Origin of the sequence: Aquipseudomonas alcaligenes NBRC 14159 (assembly GCF_000467105.1) — a bacterium.
Taxonomy (GTDB): domain Bacteria; phylum Pseudomonadota; class Gammaproteobacteria; order Pseudomonadales; family Pseudomonadaceae; genus Aquipseudomonas; species Aquipseudomonas alcaligenes.
Map to the genome: position 1 here is coordinate 114101 of NZ_BATI01000008.1, position 22874 is coordinate 136974.

21 protein-coding genes are annotated in these 22874 nt (G+C 66.8%); 7 read left to right on the plus strand and 14 right to left on the minus strand.

The genetic code is table 11. From position 1 onward, the window contains the following. Positions 1–48 precede the first annotated feature (48 nt). The 7 genes from PA6_RS06040 to PA6_RS06070 form a co-directional block, all read right to left on the minus strand. Positions 49–1815, minus strand: a complete 1767-nt coding sequence (locus PA6_RS06040) for a hypothetical protein (protein WP_021700005.1) — start codon at positions 1813–1815, stop codon at positions 49–51. A 98-nt stretch (positions 1816–1913) separates the two neighbouring features. Then, the gene (locus tag PA6_RS06045) at positions 1914–2936 is read right to left on the minus strand and encodes a hypothetical protein (RefSeq protein ID WP_021700006.1); all 1023 of its coding nucleotides are present in this window, start codon (positions 2934–2936) and stop codon (positions 1914–1916) included. Continuing rightward, on the minus strand, positions 2933–4801 hold the full coding sequence (locus PA6_RS06050; protein WP_021700007.1) for a hypothetical protein: 1869 nt from the start codon (positions 4799–4801) through the stop codon (positions 2933–2935). The genes PA6_RS06045 and PA6_RS06050 overlap by 4 nt, the downstream gene beginning before the upstream one ends. Positions 4802–4812: 11 nt before the next feature. Beyond that, positions 4813–5703, minus strand: coding sequence for an SH3 domain-containing protein (locus PA6_RS06055; RefSeq protein ID WP_021700008.1), 891 nt, complete (start codon positions 5701–5703; stop codon positions 4813–4815). Positions 5704–5896: 193 nt separating this feature from the next. Then, the gene (locus PA6_RS06060; protein WP_021700009.1) at positions 5897–6544 is read right to left on the minus strand and encodes a YitT family protein; all 648 of its coding nucleotides are present in this window, start codon (positions 6542–6544) and stop codon (positions 5897–5899) included. A gap of 88 nt (positions 6545–6632) precedes the next feature. Next, a complete protein-coding gene (locus PA6_RS06065) occupies positions 6633–7145 on the minus strand; it encodes a dihydrofolate reductase (protein ID WP_021700010.1) in 513 nt (170 codons plus the stop codon). A gap of 28 nt (positions 7146–7173) precedes the next feature. After that, on the minus strand, positions 7174–8361 hold the full coding sequence (locus tag PA6_RS06070; RefSeq protein WP_021700011.1) for a GGDEF domain-containing protein: 1188 nt from the start codon (positions 8359–8361) through the stop codon (positions 7174–7176). Positions 8362–8487: 126 nt separating this feature from the next. Between PA6_RS06070 and PA6_RS06075 the strand changes: the two genes are divergently transcribed. Both PA6_RS06075 and PA6_RS06080 read left to right on the plus strand, forming a co-directional pair. Further along, on the plus strand, positions 8488–9879 hold the full coding sequence (locus PA6_RS06075; protein ID WP_021700012.1) for a DUF2868 domain-containing protein: 1392 nt from the start codon (positions 8488–8490) through the stop codon (positions 9877–9879). Positions 9880–9987: 108 nt separating this feature from the next. Beyond that, complete coding sequence (locus tag PA6_RS06080; RefSeq protein ID WP_021700013.1) at positions 9988–11358, plus strand: DUF3482 domain-containing protein; 1371 nt, start codon at positions 9988–9990, stop codon at positions 11356–11358. Positions 11359–11373: 15 nt separating this feature from the next. Here PA6_RS06080 and PA6_RS06085 read toward each other — a convergent pair whose 3' ends face one another. From PA6_RS06085 to PA6_RS06095, 3 genes are all read right to left on the minus strand, one after another. Continuing rightward, entirely contained in the window at positions 11374–12168 is a 795-nt protein-coding gene (locus PA6_RS06085) for a thymidylate synthase (protein WP_021700014.1), read from the minus strand. A gap of 74 nt (positions 12169–12242) precedes the next feature. Beyond that, positions 12243–13031: a prolipoprotein diacylglyceryl transferase gene (lgt, locus tag PA6_RS06090; protein ID WP_021700015.1), complete on the minus strand. Its 789-nt coding sequence runs from the start codon at positions 13029–13031 to the stop codon at positions 12243–12245. Between the two features lie 10 nt (positions 13032–13041). Further along, positions 13042–13824, minus strand: a complete 783-nt coding sequence (locus PA6_RS06095) for a sulfite exporter TauE/SafE family protein (protein WP_021700016.1) — start codon at positions 13822–13824, stop codon at positions 13042–13044. A 105-nt stretch (positions 13825–13929) separates the two neighbouring features. Between PA6_RS06095 and PA6_RS06100 the strand changes: the two genes are divergently transcribed. Next, positions 13930–14679, plus strand: a complete 750-nt coding sequence (locus PA6_RS06100) for an NRDE family protein (RefSeq protein WP_021700017.1) — start codon at positions 13930–13932, stop codon at positions 14677–14679. A 3-nt stretch (positions 14680–14682) separates the two neighbouring features. Here PA6_RS06100 and PA6_RS06105 read toward each other — a convergent pair whose 3' ends face one another. Both PA6_RS06105 and PA6_RS06110 read right to left on the minus strand, forming a co-directional pair. Next, entirely contained in the window at positions 14683–16191 is a 1509-nt protein-coding gene (locus PA6_RS06105; RefSeq protein ID WP_021700018.1) for a methyl-accepting chemotaxis protein, read from the minus strand. 108 nt (positions 16192–16299) lie between these two features. After that, complete coding sequence (locus PA6_RS06110) at positions 16300–16869, minus strand: DUF6436 domain-containing protein (protein WP_021700019.1); 570 nt, start codon at positions 16867–16869, stop codon at positions 16300–16302. Between the two features lie 110 nt (positions 16870–16979). On the opposite strand from PA6_RS06110, the gene PA6_RS06115 reads away from it, so the two are divergent. Then, on the plus strand, positions 16980–17921 hold the full coding sequence (locus tag PA6_RS06115; protein WP_043216351.1) for an alpha/beta hydrolase: 942 nt from the start codon (positions 16980–16982) through the stop codon (positions 17919–17921). Positions 17922–17992: 71 nt separating this feature from the next. On the opposite strand, the gene PA6_RS06120 is transcribed toward PA6_RS06115, so the two are convergent. Beyond that, complete coding sequence (locus tag PA6_RS06120; RefSeq protein ID WP_021700021.1) at positions 17993–18760, minus strand: DUF2059 domain-containing protein; 768 nt, start codon at positions 18758–18760, stop codon at positions 17993–17995. A gap of 63 nt (positions 18761–18823) precedes the next feature. Here PA6_RS06120 and PA6_RS06125 point away from each other — a divergent pair, with 63 nt between their 5' ends. From PA6_RS06125 to PA6_RS06135, 3 genes are all read left to right on the plus strand, one after another. Next, positions 18824–19432, plus strand: a complete 609-nt coding sequence (locus PA6_RS06125; RefSeq protein WP_021700022.1) for a 2OG-Fe(II) oxygenase — start codon at positions 18824–18826, stop codon at positions 19430–19432. A gap of 101 nt (positions 19433–19533) precedes the next feature. Next, the gene (locus PA6_RS06130) at positions 19534–20031 is read left to right on the plus strand and encodes a DUF523 domain-containing protein (RefSeq protein WP_021700023.1); all 498 of its coding nucleotides are present in this window, start codon (positions 19534–19536) and stop codon (positions 20029–20031) included. 63 nt (positions 20032–20094) lie between these two features. Continuing rightward, positions 20095–20535, plus strand: a complete 441-nt coding sequence (locus tag PA6_RS06135) for a DUF4399 domain-containing protein (RefSeq protein ID WP_021700024.1) — start codon at positions 20095–20097, stop codon at positions 20533–20535. Between the two features lie 131 nt (positions 20536–20666). On the opposite strand, the gene ppk1 is transcribed toward PA6_RS06135, so the two are convergent. Continuing rightward, a complete protein-coding gene (gene ppk1 / locus PA6_RS06140) occupies positions 20667–22874 on the minus strand; it encodes a polyphosphate kinase 1 (RefSeq protein ID WP_021700025.1) in 2208 nt (735 codons plus the stop codon).

Here is a 22874-nt window from a genome sequence, read left to right on the forward strand (position 1 = left end):
AAAAACCCGGCATATAGCCGGGTTTTTTATTCATACGGGCAGAGCGCCTCAGGTTTCCTGCAGCTTTTCCGCCACCACAGCCTCGCCCTCCTGCTGGCGCAGAAGACCGGCGGCCTGTTCCTGCTCCAACGCGCCCCCCGGCGCCTGGCTGCGAGCACGGGTTTGCTCGTTCATCTGGAAAATCTGACTGGCCGACTTCAGATCCACTTCGTTGACCCCGGCGATTGCCTCGCGACTGTCGAAGAACTCGTCCAACTCACCGAGCACCGCCGCCAGGGTTTCGTCGCTCTTCTCGAACGACAGCACATGACGCTGCTGCTCCAGGTTCATATTGCCGGAACGGGCGAAGGTGCTGGTCAGCAGGGTGCTGAGCAGGAACCAGGGGGTGATGGTCGAGCGCACCACGATGTTTTCCGAACGGGTACTGTCGTAGATGCTCTGACCGGTGGAGAGCCTGGACTCGGTGTAGGTGCCCTCGATGGACAGGTCCAGCAACAGCGAACGGAACTGCAGTTCGGCCCAGAACAGGTTGCTCATGCGGCTGATGACCAGGCCGAACAGCAAGAACAGCAGCGGATAGCCCAGCAGCATCAGGTTCTCCGGCCGGTACGCCACCCGCGCCAGGTCATCCAGCAGCCCCACCAGCCAGAATGCGCCCGCCGCCAAGAGCAATTGCCCGACGGCACTGCTGACCATACGCACCAGGCGGTAGGCCGGCGAATGCTCGATTTCCTGGTACACAGGCTGGGTTTCCACCAGAGTGCGTCCCTTGAAGGAACCCTTGTCGCGCCCACCCTCCTCGATCATCTCCGGGCTGAACTTCTGATAGACCCGGTTGGGAATCTCCTGGTAACGGCGATTGGCCAGGATGTGCGCCTCCAGGCGGATGAACAGCTCGCGCGGCACCAGGTTGCGCTGCCAGTTGTCGCGGTGCTCGGACACCTCGGTATGCGGGTCGACACTGCGCAGGCGCTGCAGCAACAGGAACAGCCCCAGGCCACAGGCAAGCAGGGCCAGCGCCAGGGTGGTCAGCAGCAGCGGCGCCGGGTTGATCGGAAGGGTGGGAATGGCCTGCACCTGGCGATGCACGTAGACCAGAGCCACCGGCAGCAGAATCGCCAGAGCGATGATCAGACCGATGCGCGGCAGGCCGATATCCAGACCGCCACGGCTGTAGTGGCGCAGCGGGTTGCGCATGCCGAACCACAGCTTGAACAGGTACAGCGCCAGCAGGCTGCCCAGCCAGGCCATCACCGGCGTGCCCTCCAGGCGCGCCAGGCCGGTGGCACCGGCAAACCAGACCAGGCCGAAGGTCAGCAGCATAAACAGGGTCATGCTCAGGCCGAACAGCAGGTTCTCCGCTAGCCCGCGGTAGGTCGGCGGCAGGAAGATCAGACGCGGGATCAGCGTATGCACCAGCCGCGCAAACAGGCTCTGCGGCTCCTTGAAAGTGGTGTTCTTGCGCCCCATCAGCATGCCGTGCAACTCATCAGCGGCGTAGCTCAGCTGATGCCGAGCATCCGCGTCGGCCTGGTTCTTCGCCAGGCTGGCCGGAACATTGCGCCCCACATAAAAGCGGAACACCTTGAGCAGGCCATTGCCCAGGGCGACCAGCCCCCAGACCAGCAGCGCCAGGCCCAAGCCGGCATGCAGCCAGCCCTCCACCTCGCGCCGGCCATCCACCAGGCCGGCGACCTGGAACAGGCAGTAGATGCCCAGTGCCAGAATCAGGCCACCACGCAGCGCGACCAGCGCGCCCTCGATACGGAAGGGATTACGAATCCCCAGGGACTGCGAGCCAAAATCGTAAGCCATAGATACATCCATTACAGGCGTTATACCGGCAGGGAGCTTGCCGGCAGATCACTGCGCCCGGGGCGAGATCCTGCGATCTCACCCCCGCGCATGCTGGCTCAGAGGCTGCTCAGCTGAGGATTCAGACGCTCAACCAAACGTTTGGCCGCCCGTGGGCTGTCCAGCTTGGCGAGATCCAGCAGGCGTACTGGCTCGTCTGGTGCGATGTTCAGCTCAACACCATCGACCTTACCTAACAGAACCTGCTCCAGCAGCTCGCACACGTTATCCAGACCGCGCCCCAGCTCATCACTCTCACACTGCTTCACGCCACGTTCCACCTGGCGCTCGTAATGCTTCTGACGCTGACCTTCGGCATCACCGGCGGTCGGATCGAGTGGGGTGTTGTAGCGCTGCTGTAGAGCGATGCTGCGCGCCAGCATGCCGCGATCCTGGATAGAAAGAGTGATGCGACCGATTTCTGCGCGCTTCAGACTCTCGTCCAGCGCCTCCAGTTGCGCCAACACCTGGTAGAGGCCCTCGGCCTCGGCCAGATCGTCCGGCAGACGCCGCAGCGTGCGATTGAGGTCGCGCTGATTGTCCAGGCGATAGCTTATGCGACTGTCGAACATCTCAGGCAGGCCGATGAACACCTCGCTTTCGAGGCTACCGTCTTCGTCGTCGACATTGACGAACAGTTCCGCGTCGAAAGGCTTGAGGGTCATCAGACCACTGTTGAGAGCTGGCGCAAAGCTGTGGGCAGCACGCCCCAGGTTGCCACCAGCCATGCGGCTTAGACTGCTCAGCCCGGACAGTGCCTCCCGCCCCGCCTCAATACCCTGGAAGCGCAGACGTGCCTGACTCCGTTCATCGCTGTCAACCAACTCGCTGAGCGTAACCTTGGCAATCCGCAGCGCCGGCTCATCAGCCCCCGAGTCCAGCTCCAGTCCAGCGATGCTGACGCTGCCACCGAACGGGCTGGCGGAGACCGAGCTCCAGCTGAGCTTGTCATCCAGCTCCATGTCGTACACCCAGTCCTCGAGCCGCTTCTCAGCCTGCTTGCTGCTGTAGGCACTGAGGCCGAAGTAGGTGGCAGCCAGCACTACGGCAGCGCCGCCACCAATCAAAGCAAGGCGCTTCATTGGTCATCTCCTTGGTCAACGGCCCGATCCGGCCAGGCTTGCTTGATCAGCTCCTTGGCGGACTCAGGGGTCCAGTTCGGATCGCCGAGCTCATGCCGCAGCAGTTTGAGCGGGTCACGCAGATCGGCACATTCGCTCTCCTCGCAGGCCTGCAAGCTGCTTGCAGTCACCAGGGTCAGTGGTAGCTTCTGCTCGTCTAGGCGCTCGTCGTCGAGACGCGCCTTGCCCTTGACCAGGAACCAGCCCTTGTCGGCATCCTGCTCACTGTCATCAGTGCTCAGCACGGCCTGGTAGGGATATTCGATTTCCCAGCCACCGTCGGTCTTGCCGCCGATGTAGACGATCTGGCTATAGTTCACCGCATCGCCCTTGAGCATCCTCGCGTAGCTACCGCCGCCTAGCGGCGAGTAACTGGCATCGCTGCTGATGCGCTGGTACAGCTCTTCGGGCTTCCGGGTTTCGCGACGTAGCTGACGATAAAGCTGCAACTGCTGCTCGGCCTGCTGGCCCAGTAGCTCGCGCTGGCGCTGTTCCTCGCGCTGACGCTGCAGCTCGGCCTGGCGAAGCTGCTCGGCTTCCTTGCGTTCGAAGGCGAACAGGTAGTTGTCTGCATGCTGCGGGTTGTAGTCCCACACGCGACTGCGATACTGGCGGCCCAGGCTGACCTCGTACATCCAGAAATCGCGATCACCTTTGAACAAGCCATTGTCCAGATCACGCATGGCATAGAAGCGCAGGCTGTCGATACCTGGAGCACTCTGGTCAATACGATTGGTGGCGATATCGATGGTCCGGCGGATGCTCTCCACATCGCGGAACAACTCGCGATTCTCGGTAAGAGCAATCAGGCTCGCGCTATTGGAGCTCCAGTGCCCACCATAATTGCGCCCCAGCCGCAGCAGATAATGCACCTTGCTGGCCGGCTCGCTGTGAAGCAACAACAGTAGGTTCTTGTTGTTGTCGAAACCGACCACCGGCAAGTTTGGCACGTCGCCCGTCAACTCCAGGCCGGCGAGGAAGCCACCGTGAGTGAAGCTATGCAGCAGCACGCCATCACTACGGTTGATTGTCAGTTGTCCCTTGCCCTGGGCGTAACCATCAGGACCGCAGGCGACGCCCTTGGACTCGGCGCGGACATTCTGCACCCCATCCTCCAGTTTGACGCTGAGGCGGAAGCGGCAGCCATTCTGATCAGCGACCTCGGTCAGGAAGTCGGCCTTGGCCAGAACGTCCCGCTGCAGCGACGGTTGCCAGCCACCCACGGCGAAATCGGGGCTGGCCGGCGCCGCAGCGGGCGCCTGTTCGGTCACCGCCGGAGCAGTTGCTTCGGAAACTGGCACAGGCGATGGAGCGACAGGGGCCACAGCGGGCGCGCTGGATACCGCAGAGGTAGACGTGTTGGCAGGCTCTGCTGCAGGGGCGGGCGAGGGAACAGCCGGCGCCGCAACGGGTGCGGGTACGGGAGCAGGCACGGAAGCCTCTGCAGCAGGAGCAGGAGCAGGAGCAGGAGCAGGAGCAGGGGATGTTGCTAGCTGCGCCTGCCAGCCGCCAGCCTGAGATGCCGTGCCGCTGGCCAGGCGCTGGCCGGCATTGTTGGTGCTGTACCAACCAAGTTGGGTGGCGCTGGCGCACTGATTGCCGATCAGGCCACCCAGCTTGGGCAGCAGACGGCCAACAGCGGCAGCGTCTGGCGTGGCGCTACCGAAGGCAAAGCGCAGCTGCAGAGTGGGGCTGCACCAAGGCTGACCGTCGGCATACTCGGCGAAAACTTCAACATTTTCCGCCTTCGAATAGGCCAGGCGATGGGTGCCCGCCTCGGCCGAGACGGCAATGGCTAGCAGGCTCAGGGTAAGGATACGTTTCATCTGGGACTCCGTCAGATCAGTTCCCAGGCGCCATCGGCGGCCTGGCAAGCCTGAACGCTCTGGGACTCCTGGCTACCCTGGGCGCTGACGTTGTAGTTCAGGGTGCGGCAGGTGGTCTGCGCAGCCACCTGCTGCTCGACGGGGGCGGCGTCGAGGTCGATGGCGTCAAGGTCGATACCCTTGCTGGCAGCGCTGGCCACGTCGAGGCTGTCGAGGTCGGTGGCGCTGTCGGCCACGACCTGGCCTGTGCTGCTCGGCGCCGGAGTGGCGTTCACCTGCTCGACCAGTGGGGCGTAGACGTAGCCAATGGTCACTCCGCGGCGGCCGACCATGATCCAGTCGTTATCGGTGCGCCCGATGGCGGTGAAGGTGGTATCGACTGGCAGGCCGGCAACCTTCTCGGCATTCAGGTCGGGAGCATTGCGCACGTTGGCCGACTTGACCGCCCGGTAGGGCTTGTTGATCAGCGTCATGTTGGCCACAGGCTGGACTTTGGGTGTGCGCTTAACCGCTACCTGACGCTGCACGGTTTCCGTCTTGACCGGGGTGATGGTAGCCGTAGCGCCGCTATGCGAAGAGGTCCACTGGCTGCTCTGACCATCTTGGCTATGCTGCAGGGCCTGCTGCGTCTGCAAAGCCAGAGCCTGGCGATCACGGTCATCCAGCTTGGCACCAATGGTTTTGCCCAGATACCCCCCTGCCAGAGCACCAGCAATCATGGCAGCAGTTCGACCGTTTCCATCACCAATCTGGCTGCCGATGAGCACACCAGCAGTAACCCCCACCAAGGTACCGATGTTTTCCTTGTTGACCCATTGATTGTCGGAGAGATTGGCGCAACCGGAAGCGATAGCAATGGAGGAGCCGAGCAGAAAAGCGCCGGCCTTTTTGGCGAAGTCCATGGTGTATCCCTGTGTGCAATGGCTAGATAAATGCGATGAACAGGGAACCAAAGCAGCAGACAGCAATGCACTACGTCCCTGTACGCAGGTGTAGATTTATCCACAAAGCATAGTGGCAATACAATAGCGCCAGAAATAAAACCTACATCTTGCGATGCGGCATACTCGTAACTTTGCGGGAAATGAGGCGAGTTCAGCTAACCCCAACATAGCGGTCGCTGCGGTGATTGAGCGCCAGCACCAGGTTGAGCATCACCGCACCGAGCACCGACAGGGCCACCTTGTCCGGCGTTACCACGAAGATCGCGCCCAGCACGATGATCGCGTCGATGCCCATCTGCACCGCGCCGGCCCGCAGGCCGAAGCGTTCCTGGAGGAACAGCGCGAGGATGTTCACCCCGCCCAGGCTGGCCTTGTGGCGGAACAGCATCAGCAGCCCCAGGCCCATGGCCGCGCCGCCGAACAGTGCTGCGTACAGCACGTTGAGGTGGGTAAAGGCAACCCAGTCCGGGGTCAGCTCGGCCAGCAGGGAGACCAGCAGCACGGCGCAGCCGGTGCGCAGGGTGAAGCCCCAGCCCAGACGCCAGATGCCGAGCAGGTAGAACGGCAGGTTGACCAAGCAGAACACCAGGCCGAACGGCCAGCCGGCCAGATACTTAGCCAGAAAGGCGATGCCCACGGTGCCGCCGGTGAGCAAACCGGCATGGCTGTAGAAGGCGATGCCCAGGGCCACCAGCGCCGTGCCAAAGAGCAGCGCCAGGGCATCCTCCCACAGTGGATGGCGGACGAAAATGGCAGCGACCGTATCCGTCGGTGTGGGCTCGGCGGTGTTGTCAGTCATCGGAGTAGAGCCTGTAAGCAGAAGGCACAAGCATAGGATGTCGCCCACTCGCGCAGGCGACTTCGATCAATGCCGTGGAAGAAAAGTCCTAGCGGCGTTGCCAGGTCTCGAAACGATGGGCCGGCGTACTCTCGCCGGCCTCGTGCTCCTCACACTCGCAGCAACGCCAGGCTTCCTCGGCGAAGGCCGGGAACCAGGCATCGCCCTCGGGCTGCAGCGCCACGCGGGTCAGGTAAAGCCGTTCGGCCAGGGCCAGGCCCTGTTCGTAGAGCTGGGCACCACCGATCAGCATCAGCTCGTCCACGCCCTGCTCGCGCGCCCACGCATCGGCGCGCACGATGGCGGCATCCAGCGACGGGAAGACTTCCGCGCCCTCCAGTTGCAGCCCGGCCTGGCGGCTGACCACCAGGTTGAGCCGATCCGGCAGGGGTCGCCCGAGCGAATCCCAGGTCTTGCGCCCCATGATGATCGGCTTGCCGAGGGTCTTGGCCTTGAAGTGCTTGAGGTCCGCCGGCAGGTGCCAGGGCAGCTGGTTGTCGCGGCCGATCACACGGTTCTGCGCGAGGGCGGCGATCAGGCAGAGGGGAAGAGTCGTTTTCATGGGCGCGAGGATACCGGCTGGCGCCGGCTCAGGCCACCTGACCGCTGCCCGGCCGCTTGCTGACCACCCGGTTGCGCCCCTGTTCCTTGGCCAGGTACAGCGCCACATCGGCCAGGCGCAGGGCATCGGCCAGGCCCTGATGCGGCTGTGGCACCAGCCAGGCCAGGCCGATGCTGAGCGTGACCACCGGCGCCACCAACGACTCGGCATGTGCCAGCCCCAGCCCCTCCACCTCCGCCCGCAACTGCTCCAGCAAGCGCAGCACGGCCGGCTCATCGAGGCCGTACCAGAGGGCGACGAACTCCTCGCCGCCATAGCGTGCGGCCACATCCAGCGGGCGCCGCGCATGGCTGCCCAGCACCTGGGCAACGGCGCGCAACGCCTCGTCGCCGGCGCTGTGGCCATAGTGATCGTTGTAACGCTTGAAGAAATCCACATCCATCATCGCCACGGCGATCGGCTGGCGCTCGCGCTGGGCATGGCGCCAGCCGGCCTCGGCGCGTTCGCCGAAGGCGCGGCGGTTGAGCAGGCCGGTGAGCGGATCCTTCTCCGCCAGGTCCTGCAGCAAGCCCAGGGCGAGGAAGTTCTGCCGGGTGGCGTATTCGAGGAAATAGCAACCGACCGAGCCGATGACATTGGCGGTAGCCAGGAAGAACAGGTTGTACAGCAGCACCGCCGAATTGAGGTCGCTGATCAGCTCCACGGCCAGGTAGGCGAGGAAGGTCAGCCAGCCGCACAGCGATGCCACGGCGAAACGCAGGCCGGTAAGGAAGTAGAAGAACACCGTGGCCAGGATGATGCCCTCGTAGGGCAACGGAAACGCGTGGGCCCTGGCAATCCAGATGATGCCGGCGATGCCCAGTCCACAGACCGCGGCGCAGACCCCGCCAAGCCGCTGCAGATAGGGGTGCAGGCGCTTGCGGTAGGTCGCCAGCCAGGTCAGCAGCAACATCGGCCCGATCAGCCCCAGGCGGATACCCAGCACGCCGTCACGCACTTCGGGAGGCAAGCTGATGGAGTCCAGCACGGCGAATGCCAGGAACAGCACCATGGCCACCAGTAGCGACCAGCGCATGCGCAGCAGGAACACCCCAGCGTGGTAGCGCTTGTAGGCGGCTTCCAGCTCATCGTCGAAACGCAGGGTGCGGAAACCCTCGCGCATCTGGCGCAGGTAGGGCGAGTCGCGATTGACCCAATCCAGGGGGGGCAGCTTCATGGCAGCGCTCTTGTCTTTGTTATCGTCGAAGCCTAGCCGCAGCCGGCAGCACCTCACAACTCGGGTTTGCCCCCAGCCGTGGCGCAGCGGTTATGCTTGGGCCTTGATCCGCAAACGGAATGCCGCGTGACTGAAAGCTCCCCGCATCCCCGCTCGCGCCTGCAGCGGCTCTGGCTGTGCGAAGCCATCCGCCTGCGCGAAGAGCACAGCGGCCCGCTGGAGGACAGCGAGGCCAACCGCCTGGCGCGCCAGGCCGGCGGCCACCTGGCCGCGCGCATCGAAACGCGCACCCTGTTCCTCGCCTCGCGCGACGGCCAGGCCCGTGCCTTGCTGCACTGGCTGCAGGGCGCGCGTCTGGCGCTGCTGGCACTGCTCCTGCTGGCCCTGACCGGCGGCAGCGGTCTGGCCTTTGCCGCCCTGGGCGAAGGCGACACCATCAACCTGTTCTGGGCCCTGGGCAGCCTGCTCGGCCTGCACCTGCTGAGCCTGCTTGGCTGGCTGCTGGGCATGCTCGCCGCCGGCGAACACCAGAGTGCCCTCGGCCGCCTGTGGCTGTGGCTCAGCGAGAAGCTGGCGCGTGACGCCGCCGCGGCGCAGCTGGGGCCGGCGCTGGTTCTGCTGCTGCAGCGCCAGCGGCTCAACCGCTGGCTGCTCGGCGCGCTGGTGCATGGCCTGTGGCTGCTGGCGCTGGGCACGGCCCTGGTGATGCTGCTGCTCCTGCTCAGCACCCGCCGCTATGGCTTTGTCTGGGAGACCACCCTGCTCTCGGCCGACACCTTCGTCGCCCTCACCCACCTGCTCGGCGCCCTGCCCGCCCTGCTCGGCTTTCCCCTGCCGGACGTCGATACCATCCGCGCCAGCGGTGCCGCCGCACTGGCCGACGAGGCTGCCCGCCATGCCTGGGCCGGCTGGCTGCTCGGCGTACTGCTGGTGTTCGGCCTGCTGCCGCGCGCCCTGTGCCTGCTGCTGTGCCTGGGCTGCTGGCAACGCGGCCGGGCACGTCTGGCGCTGAACCTGAACGATCCGGCCTACCGCCTACTGGCCGAGCGCCTGCAGCCGCCGAGCGAGCACCTCGGGGTGATCGATTCCGCCCCTGCCGCCCTGCCGCAAAGCCATGCCGGCAGCCAACTGCAGGCCAGCAGCGGTGCCGTGCTGGTGGCTGTGGAGCTGGATGGCGCGCGGCCCTGGCCGCCAAAACTGCCGGCCTCGGTGGCCAACGCCGGCGTGCTGGACAGCCGCGAGCAGCGCCAGCAGCTGCTCGACCAGCTCGGCCGCTTCCCGCCGGCGCGCCTGGCGGTGGCCATCGACCCGCGCCGCTCACCGGACCGTGGCACCCTGGCCCTGCTCGGCGAGCTGTCGCGCACGGCCGGCGCCACGCGCATCTGGCTGCTGCCGCCCGCCCCAGGCGAAGCGCTGGACAGCCAGCGCCTGGGCGACTGGCACGAGGCCCTGCAGCGCCTGGGCCTGCGCTTCGCCGATAGCGCGCCGCTGGCCTGGCTGGAGCGTGGTCATGACTGATTGCACCCTCTCCCCAGCCCTCTCCCATAAATGGGAGAGGGGGCAGTCCGTGCATTTTGTGCCCCACTGGAACCGCCCCTTGCCCGCGAGTGGGAGAGAGGGCCGCCGATGACCAAGCCGCTGAAACTGGCCGTGGTCGGCCATACCAATGTCGGCAAGACCTCGCTGCTGCGCACCCTGCTGCGCGATGTCGGCTTCGGCGAGGTCTCGCACCGGCCCAGCACCACCCGCCATGTCGAGGGCGCGCGCCTGTCGGTGGATGGCGAGGCGCTGCTGGAGCTGTACGACACCCCCGGCCTGGAAGACGCCATTGCCCTGCTTGAGCACCTGGAGCGCCTGGAACGGCCCGGCGAGCGACTGGACGGCCCGGCACGCATAGGCCGCTTCCTCGACAGCACCGAGGCGCGCCAGCGCTTCGAGCAGGAGGCCAAGGTGCTGCGCCAGCTGCTGGCCAGCGACGCCGGCCTGTACGTGATCGACGCCCGCGAGCCGGTGCTAGCCAAGTACAAGGATGAGCTGGCGGTGCTGGCGGGCTGCGGCAAACCGCTGCTGCCGGTACTCAACTTCATCCACGCCGCCAACCAGCGCGAGGGCGAATGGCGCGAGGCGCTGGCCCGCCTGGGCCTGCACGCGCGGGTGGCGTTCGACACGGTGGCGCCGCCGCTGGACGGCGAGCGGCGTCTGTACGAAAGCCTGGCCCTGCTCATCGAGTCTGCCCGGCCGCAGCTGGAACGGCTGATTGCCGACCACGAGGCGCAGGCCGAGGCGCGCCGCCAGGCCGGGGCGCGGCTGATCGCCGAGCTGCTGCTCGATTGCGCCGCCTGCCGGCGCAGCGTGGCCACGCAGCCACAGATCGAACAGGGCGAGATCGCCGCCCTGCACCAGGCCGTACGCCAGCGCGAACAGCAGTGCGTGGACGCGCTGCTGCGCCTGTATGCCTTCCGCCGCAACGACGCCCGTGCCGCCGACCTGCCGCTCACCGATGGGCGCTGGGGCGACGACCTGTTCAACCCGGAAACCCTGCGCCAGCTGGGGGTGAAGGTCGGTGGCGGCATGGCGGCCGGCGCCGCCACCGGGGTGGGCATCGACCTGCTGGTAGGTGGCGTCACCCTGGGCGCCGCCGCGCTGCTCGGCGCCCTGGCCGGCGGCGGCCTGCAGACCGCACGCAACTACGGCGGGCGCCTGCTCGGCAAGCTCAAGGGCCAGCGCGAGCTGACCCTGAATGACAACCTGCTGCGCCTGCTCGCCCTGCGCCAGCGCCAGCTGCTCGGCGCACTGAACGCCCGCGGCCACGCGGCGACCAGCACCATCCAGCTCGACACCCCCGGCGACGACAGCTGGCGCGAGGGCAAGCTGCCCGAGGCCCTGCGCCGCGCTCGCGCCCACCCGGACTGGTCCTCGCTCAACCCCGGCGCGCGCCTGGAGCAGATGGAGCGACGCCAGCAGGTCGACGCGCTGGCCAGCGAACTGCAGCGCTAGCGCGGGATAAACCCGTTACACCGCGACCGGCGCGGGAATGTGCGGGTGGGCCTGGTAGTTCTGCAGTTCGAAATCCTCGAACTTGAAAGCGAACAGGTCCTTCACTTCGGGGTTGAGCTTCATGGTCGGCAGCGGCAGCGGCTCGCGGGTCAGCTGCAGGTCGGTCTGCTCGATATGGTTGGCATATAGGTGGCAGTCGCCGCCGGTCCAGACGAAGTCGCCCGGTTCGAGGTCGCAGACCTGGGCGATCATCATCGTCAGCAGGGCGTAGCTGGCGATGTTGAAGGGCACGCCGAGGAAGATGTCGGCCGAGCGCTGGTACAGCTGGCAGCTCAGGCGGCCGTCGGCGACGTAGAACTGGAACATGGTGTGGCACGGCGGCAGGGCCATCTGGTCGACCAGCGCCGGGTTCCAGGCGGAGACGATCAAGCGGCGCGAGTCCGGGTTCTTTTTGATCATCTCGATCAGCTTGCTGATCTGGTCGATCGACTCGCCGTTCGGCGCCGGCCAGCTGCGCCACTGGTAGCCATACACCGGGCCGAGGTCGCCGTTCTCGTCGGCCCACTCGTCCCAGATGCGTACGCCGTTGTCCTTCAGGTACTTGATGTTGGTGTCGCCCTGGAGGAACCACAGCAGCTCGTGAATGATGGATTTCAGGTGGCACTTCTTGGTGGTCACCAGCGGGAAGCCGTCGGCCAGGTTGAAGCGCATCTGGTGGCCGAACACCGAGTAGGTACCGGTGCCGGTGCGGTCGCTCTTGAAGGTGCCGGTCTCGCGCACCAGGCGCATCAGGTCGAGGTACTGTTTCATCTCAGCTCCGCTGAAGGATCACGGGCGCCGTGGCGCCCGGGCAAAACGCAAATTCTAACGAAATCGGGCTCGGTTCAGGCCGCCGCCTGGCGGCGATACGCCCAGACCATCAGGCCGATACCGCCGAGGATCATCGGCAGGCACAGCACCTGGCCCATGGTCAGCCAGTTCCACGCCAGGTAGCCGAGCTGGGCATCCGGCACGCGGACGAACTCGACGATGAAGCGGAAGATGCCGTAACAGATGGCGAACAGGCCGGACACCGCCATGGTCGGGCGCGGCTTGCGCGAGTACAGCCAGAGGATGACGAACAGGGCCACGCCTTCGAGGGCGAACTGGTACAGCTGCGACGGGTGACGCGGGTCCGGGCCGCCATTGGGGAAGACCATGGCCCAGGGCACGTCGGTGACCTTGCCCCACAGCTCGGCGTTGATGAAGTTGCCGATGCGCCCGGCACCCAGGCCGATCGGCACCAGGGGGGCGATGAAGTCCATCAGCTGGAAGAAGCTCTTGCCGTTGCGCCGGCCGAACAGCCAGGTGGCCAGCATCACGCCGATCAGGCCGCCGTGGAACGACATGCCGCCTTCCCACACGCGCAGGATCTTCAGCGGCTCGGCCAGGTAGGCGGACAGATCGTAGAACAGCGCATAGCCCAGGCGGCCGCCAAGGATCACGCCCATGGCCACCCAGAACACCAGGTCGGAGAGTTTCTCCTTGCTCCAGGTCGGGTCGAAGTCTTTCAGCCGGCGGCTGGCCAGCAGCCAGGCGCCGCCAATGCCGACCAGGTACATCAGGCCGTACCAGTGGATCTTGATGACGCCGAGGTCCAGCGCCACCGGGTTTATCTGCGGGTAAGACAGCATCGAGCAATCCTCAGATCAGGAAATTCACGCCCACACAGAGCAACAGCAGGGCGAACAGGCGCTTGAGCAGGCGTGGCGACAGCTTGTGCGCCAGGCGCGCGCCGAAGCGGGCGAAGAACATACTGGTGATGGCGATACCGGCCATGGCCGGCAGGTAGACGAAACCGGCGCTCCACGGCGGCAGCTGCGGCTCGCCCCAACCGATCAGCATGAAACTCAGGGCGCTGGCAGCGGCAATCGGCAGGCCGCAGGCGGCGGAAGTGGCCACCGCCTGCTGCATGGATACGCTGCGCCAGGTCAGGAACGGCACGGTCAGCGAGCCGCCGCCGATGCCGAAGATCGCCGAAGCCCAGCCGATCACCCCGCCAGCGGCCGTCAGCCCCAGCTTGCCTGGGACCGCGCGACCGGCCTTGGGTTTCAACTCCAGACCCATCTGGATGGCGATGACGATAGCGAACACGCCAATGATCTTCTGCAGCAGCGGTCCCTGAATGGCCGCGGCAGTGAGCGAACCGAGACCGGCGCCGAGCAGGATACCGAGGGTCATCCAGGCGAAGACCGGCCACAGCACCGCGCCCTTGCGCTGGTGTTCGAGCACCGAATTGATCGAGGTGAAGACGATGGTGGCCAGCGAGGTGCCCACGGCCAGGTGGGTCAGCACGGCCGGATCGATGCCCTGGGCGGTGAAGCTCAGCACCAGGACCGGCACGATGATGATGCCGCCGCCGACGCCGAACAGCCCGGCCAGCACGCCGGCCGCCGCGCCCAACAGCAGATAGAGCAGGAATTCCATGCACACCCCCGGAAACGAAGCGGCATGGTAACGGATGGCGTGCGACGCCTCCACTTGCCCCGGCGGATGCAGTAGGCTCGGCGCATACCCGACCCGGACTCCGACATGTGCCTGATCGTCTTTGCCTGGCGCCCCGAGCACCCGCAACCGCTGGTGCTGGCGGCCAACCGCGACGAGTTCTACGACCGCGCCTGCCTGCCCCTGGCCGAATGGCCGGAGGTGCCCGGCCTGTATGCCGGGCGTGACCTGCTGGCCGGCGGTACCTGGCTGGGGGTGACGGCTAGCGGCCGCTTCGCCGCGCTGACCAATATCCGCGACCCGCGCCAACCCAAGGGCGAGCGCTCGCGCGGCGAACTGCCGGTGCAGTTCCTGCGTGGCGATGCGAACGCCGCCGACTTCCTCGCCGGGCTACTGCCGTGCGTGGAGCAGTACAGCGGCTTCAACCTGCTGCTGGGCGATCGCCACGGGCTGTTCTTCCTCAACTCCGAGCGGGGCGAGGTAGAGCGTCTGCAGCCCGGTCTCTACGGCTTGTCCAATGCCGACCTGGACACGCCCTGGCCCAAGGTGCTGCGCGCCAGCTCCAGCCTGGCGGCGGCGCTCGACTCGGCTGAGCCCGCGCAGCTGCTGGAGCTGCTGGCCGACCGCCAGCAACCGCCCCGGGTGCTGCTGCCGGATACCGGAGTGGGCCTGGACTGGGAAATGCTGCTGGCCACCATCTTCATCGTCGGCCCCGGCTATGGCACCCGAGCCAGCACCGCCCTGGTGCTGCAGCGCGATGGCGGCCTGCAGCTGCTGGAGCGCAGCTTCGGCCGCAGCGGCGAGCCAATCGGCGAAGTCCGTCTGGTGCTGCCCTGAACCTCAGCGCGGCGGCCGGCCGACCGTGAAGCGGGCACTGAGAACCCCCAGGCGCCGCGCCAGTTCGCGCAGCCGCAGGCTGTCGCCATCGAGCACGCCGGCGTCCTCGGCATTCTGCTCGGCCACCCGCTGCACCTCGCTCAGGTGTTCGCTGACTTCCGCACTGGCCTTGGCCTGCTCATGGGTGGCGGCGGCAATCAGCGCACTCATCTGGCTGATCGCCTCGATCTCCGCGACGATGGCCAGCAGCAGCTCGCCGGCCTGACGGCTGTCGTCGACGCAACGTACCACGCCGGCCTGACTCTCCTGCATGGCGCTGGCGGCCTGGCGGCTGCTGTGCTGCAGGCGGGCGATGATGTCCTGGATTTCCGCGGTCGAGACGGCCGTCTTCTGCGCCAGGTTGCGCACCTCGTCGGCCACCACGGCAAAGCCGCGCCCCTGCTCGCCGGCACGTGCAGCCTCGATCGCCGCGTTCAGCGCCAGCAGGTTGGTCTGCTCGGCGATGGCGCGAATCACTTCCAGTACCCGGCCGATCTGCTGGGACTGCTCCGCCAGGGCATTCACCTCGACGCCGGTGCCCTCGATGCGCGTGGCCAGGCGGCCGATTTCCTCGGCACTCTGCTTCACCGCGGCGCGGCCCTCGGCCGCCTTGGTCGTCGCTGCCTCGGTGGCCTGCGCGGCCTGCTGGGCATGTCCGGCGACATCGTCGATGGCCACACTCATTTCATGCATGGCGCTGGACATCTGCGAGATTTCGCCCAGCTGGCGCCCGGAGCCCTCGCGCAGCTGGCGGGTAGCGCGCGCCAGGCTGTCGCCGGTCGCCGTCAGCCCCTGAGTGTCCTCGACTACCTCGCCCACCATCGCCTCCAGCTGGGCGAGGAAATGGTTGAAGCGCAGGATCACCGGGCCAGCTTCAGTTCCACGCAAGCGCAGATCGATATGCTCCTCCTCGGCCGTCAGCCCCTCCACCACCTGCAGCAGGGCCTCGCCCTCGCGCGCTTCGGCATAGGCCTGGCGCGCCAGGTAGATGAGGATCGCGCTCTCCAGCACCACGTAGAAGGCATGCAGCAGGATCACGCCCCAACTGCCCTGGGGTACCACGTACACGCCCACGCCCTGCTGCTGCAGGGCGAAGAAGGCCAGGTGGTGGGCGGCAATCAGGCCGGCAGCCAGCACGATCGGCAGCCAGTCGCGGTAATAGACGAGAAAGGCCAGCAGCACGAAGATGCCGAAGTGCATCTCCAGCACACCGCCGCTCTGGTTGATGTGCAGGGCGGACATGACCATGAAGGCCAGCCCCACGCAGCAGCGCATCAGGCGACTGCCGGGCACCAGCGCATACAGGCTGCTCAGCGCCGCAGCGGTACCGCCACCGACCAGCAGCGCCTGCCCCCAGGTGCCGTGCCAGGCAGCCAGCCCGAGGGAATAGAGAAACATCAGCCACAGCACCGCCAGCATGATGCGGTCGGCACGGCGGTAGTGGGCATGGAGGCTGAAAGCGGACGAATTCATGAGCTCACCGGAGGCAGAGGCTCATCCTGAGCGCAATGAAAACCTATACAAATTTGAAATATTGTACAGGAATTATAGCGCAGTATCCCATCTCCTCCTTGCCACGGATCAATCGACCTTCCAGTCGCAGAAGCAACCCACCGCCAGGTTGCTGTCGGCACGCACCGGACGCCCCGCCACCAGCGCCTCGAGGATCGGCTCGATGAAGCTGTTACTGGAGGTGCACAGGGCACCCTCGCTGTAGGGGCCGAAGTAGGCGAGCCGGCCCTGCTGGTCCCAGATCGCCACCGCCGGGCTGGCTGCCAGGCTCTCGCTGCCGGGCAGCGCCGGCAGGGGCTGCAGCTGCTGCAGGTTGTCCGGCAGGCGGCCCTCGCTGCCGGCCTTCTGTACCGCGTAGAACTGCACGCCACGCGGCGCGAACTGCTCGACCAGCTCGCCGAGGTGCTGCTGGTTGCCGACATTGCACGGGCAGGCCGGGTCCCAGAAGTGCACCAGGCGGATCGCCCCGGGTCCGGCCAGCTCCGCCGGCAGGCGCAGCTGGCTGCCGATGAACAGCTCGGTGCGCTCGTCGAACGGGCGGATATAGCGGGCCTGGAACCACCAGAAGGCGGCCAGCATGGCGGCCAGCCAGAGCAGTGCGAGGAGGCTGGCGATGATGATGCGGCGACGGGAATGCATGAGCGACGACACGAGGGAAAGGGGCCTAGCTTGCCACGCCGCGCCCGACAGCTGAATATCGGCTGCCATCCACCCCCAGCGAAGATGCCATGACCGCCATGCCCCAGAACCTGCCAGAGCCCTTCCAGCCCGAGCGCCTGCGTGCCGGCCTGCGACCCTTGGCCGCGGCCCTGGCGGCGCCGACGGACGAGGTCCTGGCCTACCAGCGCTATTACGGCCTGGACCTGCCGCAGCATGGCCGCGTGCACAGTCGCCTCGGCCGCTTCCAGAGCGACGGGCTGGACCTGGTGGCACAGCTGTGGCTGCCGCCGGAGCCGAAGGCGACGCTGATCCTGCTGCACGGCTACTACGACCACATGGGCCTGTACCGCCACGTGATCGACTGGGCCCTGGGCGAAAACCTCGCCGTGCTGGCCTGCGACCTGCCGGGCCACGGCCTGTCCGCCGGGCCGCGCGCCAGCATCGACGATTTCTCCGCCTACCAGCGCGCCCTGCAGGGCCTGTTCGCCGAGGCCGCCAGCCTCGACCTGCCGCAACCCTGGCACCTGTGCGGGCAAAGCACCGGCGGCGCCATCCTGCTGGACTTCCTCCTGCTCGGCGAGAAGCGCCCCGAGCCCGGCGCCACCATTCTCCTGGCGCCGCTGGTGCGGCCGCGCGCCTGGGGCCTGTCCAAGCTCAGCTATCACCTGATCGGCCCGTTCCGCCGCGAGATTCCTCGGCGTTTCTCGGAGAACTCCACCGATGCCGCGTTCCTCGACTTCCTGCGCCACCGCGACCCATTGCAGCCGCGCCACCTGCCGACCGCCTGGGTCGGCGCCCTGGCCCGCTGGATTCCGTGCCTGGAGCGTGCGCCGCGCAGCCCGCTGAACCCGCTGGTGGTGCAGGGCGAGGACGACATGACGGTGGACTGGCGGCATAACCTGCAGGTACTGCAGGACAAGTTCGACCAGCCGCAGATCCTGCGCCTGCCCGGCGCACGCCACCACCTGGTCAACGAGCACGAGGACATCCGCCGGCGCTACTTCGCCTTCCTCAGCGAACGCCTGCGCTGATCACCTGGTCGCCCGGATACCATCCGGGGGCGGCGCGGCCCATGCCCCGGATCGCCTCACCGCCCACGCGGCTAGATGCCCTGCTGAGCCGGCTGCAGGTCGCTACCGCTCTCGCCCGCCGCCAGCCCGGCGCGCAGCGCGGCCAGGGCAGCCTGGTAGTAGGCCTTGCCGCCAGCGGACTGGGCGAAGCTGACGAACTCGTCCAGCTCCGGGTCGGACAGGTCGCGGTAGACATACAGCAGGGTGTTGTCGATATCGCCCTCGATCTGCTGCATCAGGCGCTCGCGCTGGCTCTGCACCAGCATCTGCGCCTGCTCGCCACCGAACAGGCCGGGCACCATCGAACTCAGGCTGTCGGCCGCCACCGAGGCCAGCGCCAGGCTGACCTCGGCGCCGGCTGCGGTGGCCGGTAGGGCCTGGGCCAGGTGGCGAATCAACAGGCGCCGGGTGGCGTCGGCCTCGACCCGGGGCAGTCCATTGGCATGCGCGGCCAGTTGGTCGCGCGCGGTGGCGCGGGTTTCGGCGGCGATGATGCGGCGCCCCAGCGGCGACTCGAAGAACTGCAGCGCCGGCTGCGGGTCGGCCAGGCTCATGCGCAGGGCCGCCAGGGCGCGCTGCTCCATGGCCGCCGGCGCGAAGCGCTGGTCGCTGTTGTTCACCAGCGCCTGGTAAACCGCTGGCGGCAGGCTGGCCTGGTAACGCTGCTGGGCCGCCTTGAGGGCCTCGCCGAAATGCGCACGCTGCTCCGGCCAGCCGGCGCTCTGATAGAGCCGGGCATGATCGTCGGCAAGGACGGTGGCGCTGCACAGCAGCAGGAACAGAGCAAAGACGACGCGCATGGGGCACTCCTGTAGGGCGCGGCTATTGTAGGGGCGTGCGAGCGACGCTGGTAGAATCCCGCCATGCACGAGCAACTTCTCCAGCGGCACTTGCCGCAGATCATCGACGACCTGGCCGCACGCGGCTGGTCACGACTGGACAACGTCCTGCCTGCCACTCTGACCCTCGAACTGGCTGAAGAGTGCCGCAAGCGTGCGCGCGCCGGTGCCCTCACCCCGGCCGGGGTCGGCCGCGGCCAGGGCCTGGCGGTGCGCGAGGGCATCCGCGGCGACAGCATCCAGTGGCTGGAACAGGGTCAGAGCGCGCCGAGCGACGGCTACCTGCAGGCCATGGACGAATTGCGCAGCGCCCTCAACCAGGCCTTCTATCTCGGCCTGGAAGATTTCGAGTGCCACTTTGCCTGCTACCCGCCGGGTGCCTTCTACCAGAAACACCTCGACCGCTTCCGCGACGATGACCGCCGCACTGTCAGTGCCGTGTACTACCTCAACGAGGCCTGGCAGGGCGAGCAGGGTGGCGCGTTGCGCCTGTACCTGGCGGACGATACCGAGCTGGACGTGCTGCCCAGCGCCGGTACCCTGGTGCTGTTCATCTCCGCCGAGCTGCCCCACGAAGTGCTGCCGGCCACCCGCGAACGTCTGTCGCTGACCGGCTGGTTCAGGCGGCGCTGAAGCATGCTCCCCGCTTTCCCCGGGAGAGGGCGGCACTGTCACATGCGCTTTCGGTGGGTGAAACCCGCTTGCACCTGACCTGCGCGAACCTTGGAGGAATGATGGAAAAGCTGCTGGTCAGCCGTTGCCTGCTCGGCCACAAGGTTCGCTACGACGGCGGCGCCCACGGGCCCTATGATCTGCTGCAACGCTGGCAGGACGAGGGCCGCATCGTGCCACTGTGTCCCGAAGTGGCGGGCGGCCTGCCGACGCCACGCCTGCCGGCGGAAATTCCCGGCGGCCAGGGCGGCGCGGTGCTCGACGGCCGCCTGCCGGTGCTGACCGACGACGGCGCCGATGTCACGGCGGCCTTCGTCGCCGGTGCCGAAATCGCACTGCGCCTGGCCCAGCAGCACGGTTTGCGGGTCGCCGTACTCAAGGCGCGCAGCCCGTCCTGCGGCAACACGCACAATTACGACGGCCACTTCAACGGCACCCTGGTGGCCGGCGAGGGCGTCACGGCAGCCCTGCTCAAGCGCCACGGCGTCATGGTGTTCAACGAGACCCAGCTGGCCGAGGCGGCTGCCGAACTGGCCCGCCTGGAACAAGGCGACGACTGACCCGGCGCCAGGCGCCGCAGCGCCTAAGGTCAGAGCAGGACCCTCTACGCACAGGAGCCTGCCATGCGTCCATTGCTACTGCCCCTGGGGCTGACCGCCCTGCTCTGCTTGCTACCCGCCCTGGCCCCGGCCGATAACTCGATGCCCCAGCTCCCCGCGCCGGAAGGCGCCCAGGTGTACTTCATCGCGCCGCAGGATGGCGCCAGCGTCGGCCAGACCTTTACCGTGAGATTTGGCCTGAAAGGCATGGGCGTGGCGCCGGCCGGGGTTGATGTGCCCGCGACCGGCCATCATCACCTGCTGGTGGATGTCGCCACGCTGCCGCTGCTGGATGCGCCCCTGCCGGCAAGCGAACAGATTATGCATTTCGGCAAGGGCCAGACGGAAACCGAACTGACCCTGCCGCCGGGCAAACACACGCTGCAACTGCTGATCGGTGACAAGCACCATGTGCCGATGGAACCGCCGGTGATCTCCGAGAAGATCAGCATCACGGTGCAGTAGCTGCCGCGGCTCGGACATTCCCTCTCCCCGCCGGGGAGAGGGCTAGGGAGAGGGGCCGCATAAACAGCCCTCTCCCCTGCCCCTCTCCCGTCAACGGGAGAGGGAAGCCAACCTGCCAGAGGGCTTGGAAGTCAACGCACCTGCGGTGCGGTCAGCTTCTCCAGCAGCGCCGCCTGGGCGTTGCGCGGGTTGGCGTTGCCGAACGGCGTGATGCGCTGGTAGCGACCATCCGGCTGCAGCAGCCAGGCCTGGGTGTTGTCGGTGAGGTAGCTTTCCAGCTCCTTCTTGACCCGGGTGATGAGCTTCTTGCCCTCCACCGGGAAGCAGGTCTCCACGCGCTTGTCGAGGTTGCGCTCCATCCAGTCGGCACTTGAGAGGAACAGCTGCTCGTCGCCGCCATTGCCGAAGTAGTAGATGCGGCTGTGCTCGAGGAAGCGGCCGACGATGGAGCGCACCTGGATGTTGTGCGACACCCCCGGAACCCCCGGACGCAGGCAGCACATGCCGCGCACCACCAGGTCGATGCGCACGCCCATCTGGCTGGCCTTGTACAGCGCGCGGATGATCTTCGGATCGGTCAGCGAGTTGACCTTGGCCATGATATGCGCCGGCTTGCCCTCGCTGGCGAACTGCGCCTCGCGGGCGATCATGTCGAGCAGGGTCTTCTTCAGGGTGAAGGGCGCGTGCAGCAGCTTCTTCATGCGCAGGGTCTTGCCCATGCCGATCAGCTGGTTGAACAGCTTGGACACGTCCTCGCCAAGCGCCTCGTCGGCGGTCAGCAGGCTGTAGTCGGTGTACAGACGGGCATTGCCGGCGTGGTAGTTGCCGGTGCCGAGGTGCGCGTAGCGGCGCAGCTCGCCGTTCTCGCGGCGCAGTATCAGCATCATCTTGGCGTGGGTCTTGAAGCCGACCACGCCGTAGATCACCACCGCACCGGCGGCCTGCAGGCGGCTGGCCAGCTGCAGGTTGGACTCCTCGTCGAAGCGCGCGCGCAGCTCGATCACCGCGGTGACTTCCTTGCCGTTACGCGCCGCATCCACCAGCGCATCGACGATCTCCGAGTTGGCGCCGGAACGATACAGGGTCTGCTTGATCGCCAGCACGCTGGGGTCCTTGGCGGCCTGGCGCAGCAGGTCGATCACCGGGGTGAACGACTCGAAGGGGTGCAGCAGCAGGATGTCCTGCTTGCCGACCACGTTGAAGATGTTCTCGGCGTTCTGCAGCAGCTTGGGGATCACCGGGGTGAACGGCGCGTGCTGCAGCTCCGGGTGGCTCTCCAGCCCGGTGATGCTGAACAGGCGGGTCAGGTTGACCGGGCCGTTGACCCGGTACAGCTCGTTCTCGGAGAGGTTGAACTGCTTGAGCAGGAAGTCCGCCAGGCTCTTGGGGCAGGTGTCCGCCACTTCCAGGCGCACCGCGTCGCCGTAGCGGCGGCTGAACAGCTCGCCACGCAGGGCGCGCGCCAGGTCTTCGACATCCTCGGCATCCACCGACAGGTCGGCGTTGCGGGTCAGGCGGAACTGGTAGCAGCCCTTCACGCTCATGCCGTGGAACAGGTCGTCGGCGTGGGCGTGGATCATCGAGGAGAGGAACACGTAGTTGTCGCCAGGGCCGCCGACTTCTTCCGGCACGCGGATGATGCGCGGCAGCAGGCGCGGCGCCGGGATGATGGCCAGACCGGAGTCGCGACCGAAGGCGTCGACGCCTTCCAGCTCGACGATGAAGTTGAGGCTCTTGTTCACCAGCAACGGGAAGGGGTGCGTCGGGTCGAGGCCGATCGGGGTGATGATCGGCGCGATCTCGTCGCGGAAGTAGCGTCGCACCCAGGTCTTCAGCTTGGTGGTCCAGTAGCGGCGGCGGATGAAGTTGATCTGGTGCTTGGCCAGTTCCGGCAGCAGCACGTCGTTGAGCACCGCGTACTGGCGCTCGACCTGCTCGTGGGCGATCTCGGAGATGCGCGCCAGCACCTGGCTCGGCAGCAGGCCGTCGGCGCCGGCCTGTTCGCGGGCGAAGTTGATCTGCTTCTTCAGGCCGGCGACACGGATCTCGAAGAACTCGTCGAGGTTGCTGGAGAAGATCAGCAGGAACTTCAGCCGCTCCAGCAGCGGGTAGGACTCGTCCAGCGCCTGCTCCAGCACGCGGATGTTGAACTTCAGCTGCGACAGCTCGCGGTGGATGTACAAGCTGCTGTCATCCAGGCCGGGAATCGGCGCGGGCGCAGGGGCCGGCTCCGGCTCGACGACGGGCGCCACCTCGGCGACGACCTCCGCCGGCACCGGCGGTTCGGCCTCGAGCTGGGCGTCGACGATCTGCTTGTTGCTGAGTCCCTCGGTGTTCAT

Coding starts and splice junctions, on each gene's coding strand:
- PA6_RS06040 (WP_021700005.1), bottom strand. CDS start 1,815: ATGGCTTACGATTTTGGCTCGCAGTCCCTGGGGATTCGTAATCCCTTC.
- PA6_RS06045 (WP_021700006.1), bottom strand. CDS start 2,936: ATGAAGCGCCTTGCTTTGATTGGTGGCGGCGCTGCCGTAGTGCTGGCT.
- PA6_RS06050 (WP_021700007.1), bottom strand. CDS start 4,801: ATGAAACGTATCCTTACCCTGAGCCTGCTAGCCATTGCCGTCTCGGCC.
- PA6_RS06055 (WP_021700008.1), bottom strand. CDS start 5,703: ATGGACTTCGCCAAAAAGGCCGGCGCTTTTCTGCTCGGCTCCTCCATT.
- PA6_RS06060 (WP_021700009.1), bottom strand. CDS start 6,544: ATGACTGACAACACCGCCGAGCCCACACCGACGGATACGGTCGCTGCC.
- PA6_RS06065 (WP_021700010.1), bottom strand. CDS start 7,145: ATGAAAACGACTCTTCCCCTCTGCCTGATCGCCGCCCTCGCGCAGAAC.
- PA6_RS06070 (WP_021700011.1), bottom strand. CDS start 8,361: ATGAAGCTGCCCCCCCTGGATTGGGTCAATCGCGACTCGCCCTACCTG.
- PA6_RS06080 (WP_021700013.1), top strand. CDS start 9,988: ATGACCAAGCCGCTGAAACTGGCCGTGGTCGGCCATACCAATGTCGGC.
- PA6_RS06085 (WP_021700014.1), bottom strand. CDS start 12,168: ATGAAACAGTACCTCGACCTGATGCGCCTGGTGCGCGAGACCGGCACC.
- lgt (WP_021700015.1), bottom strand. CDS start 13,031: ATGCTGTCTTACCCGCAGATAAACCCGGTGGCGCTGGACCTCGGCGTC.
- PA6_RS06095 (WP_021700016.1), bottom strand. CDS start 13,824: ATGGAATTCCTGCTCTATCTGCTGTTGGGCGCGGCGGCCGGCGTGCTG.
- PA6_RS06100 (WP_021700017.1), top strand. CDS start 13,930: ATGTGCCTGATCGTCTTTGCCTGGCGCCCCGAGCACCCGCAACCGCTG.
- PA6_RS06105 (WP_021700018.1), bottom strand. CDS start 16,191: ATGAATTCGTCCGCTTTCAGCCTCCATGCCCACTACCGCCGTGCCGAC.
- PA6_RS06110 (WP_021700019.1), bottom strand. CDS start 16,869: ATGCATTCCCGTCGCCGCATCATCATCGCCAGCCTCCTCGCACTGCTC.
- PA6_RS06120 (WP_021700021.1), bottom strand. CDS start 18,760: ATGCGCGTCGTCTTTGCTCTGTTCCTGCTGCTGTGCAGCGCCACCGTC.
- PA6_RS06125 (WP_021700022.1), top strand. CDS start 18,824: ATGCACGAGCAACTTCTCCAGCGGCACTTGCCGCAGATCATCGACGAC.
- PA6_RS06130 (WP_021700023.1), top strand. CDS start 19,534: ATGGAAAAGCTGCTGGTCAGCCGTTGCCTGCTCGGCCACAAGGTTCGC.
- PA6_RS06135 (WP_021700024.1), top strand. CDS start 20,095: ATGCGTCCATTGCTACTGCCCCTGGGGCTGACCGCCCTGCTCTGCTTG.
- ppk1 (WP_021700025.1), bottom strand. CDS start 22,874: ATGAACACCGAGGGACTCAGCAACAAGCAGATCGTCGACGCCCAGCTC.